Below are 2,376 nucleotides of genomic sequence, written 5' to 3'. Positions count from 1 at the left end.
TTATTTAAACCTAGTTGATTGCTGTAATGAGTCTCAGCCTTGCTGGGGCTTTTTTCTTACACAAATGTAAGCTAGAAAGTTAAAAATGAAAGCTAAGACCATGGTTTAGGCTACTTAAATTCTGCTATACTAGAAACATGATTATTACGACATCTTTACGTGAAAATGAGGAATTGATTGCCCGTGCCCAAGCCTTAGCTCTCGACCTCGGAGCTGACTACCAGCCTCGGCGCAAGCTATCTTTGGCGAAATGTTTAGAGCGCTTTGGACCGTTCTATCTTCTATACAAAGACAGACTATCTTTTATCAATGCGGATGCTAGTGAATTGACCTTCCATCCAGATACGGCTGCCCTAAGGATTACGGCCCCCCATGACGCTTTAGTCAGTCTTTTAGGCAAGTCTCCCAAGACTATTCTTGACACGACCATGGGTTTGGCTTCTGATAGCTTAGTGATGGCAGCAGTGGGAAATCAGGTGATTGCCCTTGAGAGTCAAGATGTGATTTTTCAGGTGGTTTCTCGTGGTCTTGCCTCTTATCAGACGGATGATAAGCAGCTTGAAAAGGCCATGAGTTCTATTAAGGCTATTAAGAGCGATAGTTTGTCTTTTTTGAAGGCTCAAGCTGACAATTCTTTTGACATCATCTATGCTGATCCTATGTTTTCAGAGACCATTAAGGAATCGGAAAATCTTGAGGCTATCAAGCCTCTGGCCAATGGCAGTCGTCTGACAGAAGAATGGCTAAATGAGGCTAAGCGTGTTGCACGGGAAAAAATTATCATCAAGGCGCATTTTCGTGATACCGTTTTTGAAGAACTTGGGTTTGAACGTCAGGTTCGTCCCAATCAAAAGCTACACTATGGTGTACTGGAACTCATTGACAGGGAATCTTAAAAATATTACAATTGTTACATCTATACAATACAATTAGAAAGAGAGACGTATGCGAAAGAGAATCAGTCCAAAGCTATTTAAAAATAAGAAAAGAGTTTGGATCATTGGAGGCATAGGGATTCTTGTCCTATTGATCCTGATTTTTAACCTTTTGGGAGGAGGTGGCCAAGGGAACAAGGCTGCTGAAGGTCCTACAGCAAGTAAGGTCATCAAGGGACAGCTGGCCTCCTCGACCCTCCTAACGGGTATGGTCAAGGCTCAGTCAGAGCAGTACGTTTATTTTGACAATACCATTGGTCGTAACGCCACTGTAACTGTTTCTGCAGGTGAAGAAGTGAGTGCTGGTCAGCAGTTGGTTCAATATGATAGCACATCTGCCCAAGCAGCCTACGATATTGCAAGTCGTGCCTATAACAAGGCTGTTCGTGATCGTAATTATTTCCAACAGTATGGAACAGCTCCTGCAGCTTCAGCGCAAACTAGCGAGGATACAGACGAAGATGATTCGACAGCTGCAGTGACAGCTCAACAGCGTCAGCAAACCGAAGCCAGTAATTACCAAACCTTGCAAGATTATAATGATGCCGTTGCTAATGCAGCCTCAGAGCTCGAAAAGGCTCAGGATGTACTTAATCAAACGGTCATTGTTTCCGATGTGAATGGAACAGTCGTAGAAGTGGCGGACTCTGTGGACCCTGCTTCCAAAGAGAGCCAGACCCTTGTTCATGTGACAAGTGAAGGTCAATTCGAAATTCAGGGAACCTTAACCGAGTATGATATGCCAAATATTTCAGTGGGGCAAAAGGTTAAGATTACGTCAAAAGTATACCCAGACCAAACCTGGACAGGTAAAGTCAATTATATCTCCAATTATCCGAAGCAAAATGCCAGCCAGTCAGCTAATGCTTCGGGAAATTCAGGTCAGACGGGTTCTCAATATGAATACAAGGTTCAATTGACCAGTCCTATCGGTAAGCTCAAACAAGGCTTCAATGTGTCTCTTGAGGTTACTAAGGACGAAGATGCTTTATTGGTTCCTGTAACTGCTGTGACTAAGAAGGGTTCTGACAACTATGTCTGGGTTTACGACGAAGACAGTCAGAAGATTAAGCAAGTCAAAGTCAAGCTTGGCAATGCGGATGCTAAGCAACAAGAGATTGCATCAGGGCTTAAAGAAGGCCAAAAGGTTATCACCAAGGCCGATAAATCCTTTAAGGATGGTGAGACTCTAAAGGACGTGACAGATGCTAAGGGTAAAAGTCCAAAGACACCAGTGGAGAAGAGGTGAGGTCTAGTGACTAAGCCAGCGCTTATGGTTTTAAAAGGCATTACCAAGTCCTTCAAAAATGGACCTGAAACTCTGCAAGTCCTTAAAGGCATTGACTTATCAGTTGAGGAAGGGGACTTTGTGGCTATCATGGACCTTCAATCACTTTGGCATTATGACGGATAACAATCACTCGTGTATCGCTTTCGCCAT

The 2,376-nt window shown here is 43.6% G+C and carries 1 protein-coding gene and 2 pseudogenes; all 3 read left to right on the top strand.

The genetic code is table 11. The annotated features are described in order from the left end of the window. Positions 1 to 137: 137 nt before the first annotated feature. Positions 138 to 896 (top strand): class I SAM-dependent methyltransferase, encoded by a 759-nt coding sequence (locus tag HSISS2_RS05865; RefSeq protein WP_021145854.1) that lies wholly within the window; start codon positions 138 to 140, stop codon positions 894 to 896. A gap of 49 nt (positions 897 to 945) precedes the next feature. Next, a pseudogene (locus HSISS2_RS05860) lies at positions 946 to 2,198 on the top strand (efflux RND transporter periplasmic adaptor subunit). 10 nt (positions 2,199 to 2,208) lie between these two features. Then, positions 2,209 to 2,316, top strand: a pseudogene (locus HSISS2_RS10915) (macrolide ABC transporter ATP-binding protein); the annotation flags it as partial. Between the last annotated feature and the right edge of the window lie 60 nt (positions 2,317 to 2,376).

It is taken from the genome of Streptococcus sp. HSISS2 (assembly GCF_000448665.1).
GTDB classification, from domain to species: domain Bacteria; phylum Bacillota; class Bacilli; order Lactobacillales; family Streptococcaceae; genus Streptococcus; species Streptococcus raffinosi.
The sequence above is the reverse complement of the archived record's forward strand: the minus strand, read 5'-3'. Positions and strand labels throughout refer to the sequence as shown.

Coding starts and splice junctions, on each gene's coding strand:
- HSISS2_RS05865 (WP_021145854.1), top strand. CDS start 138: ATGATTATTACGACATCTTTACGTGAAAATGAGGAATTGATTGCCCGT.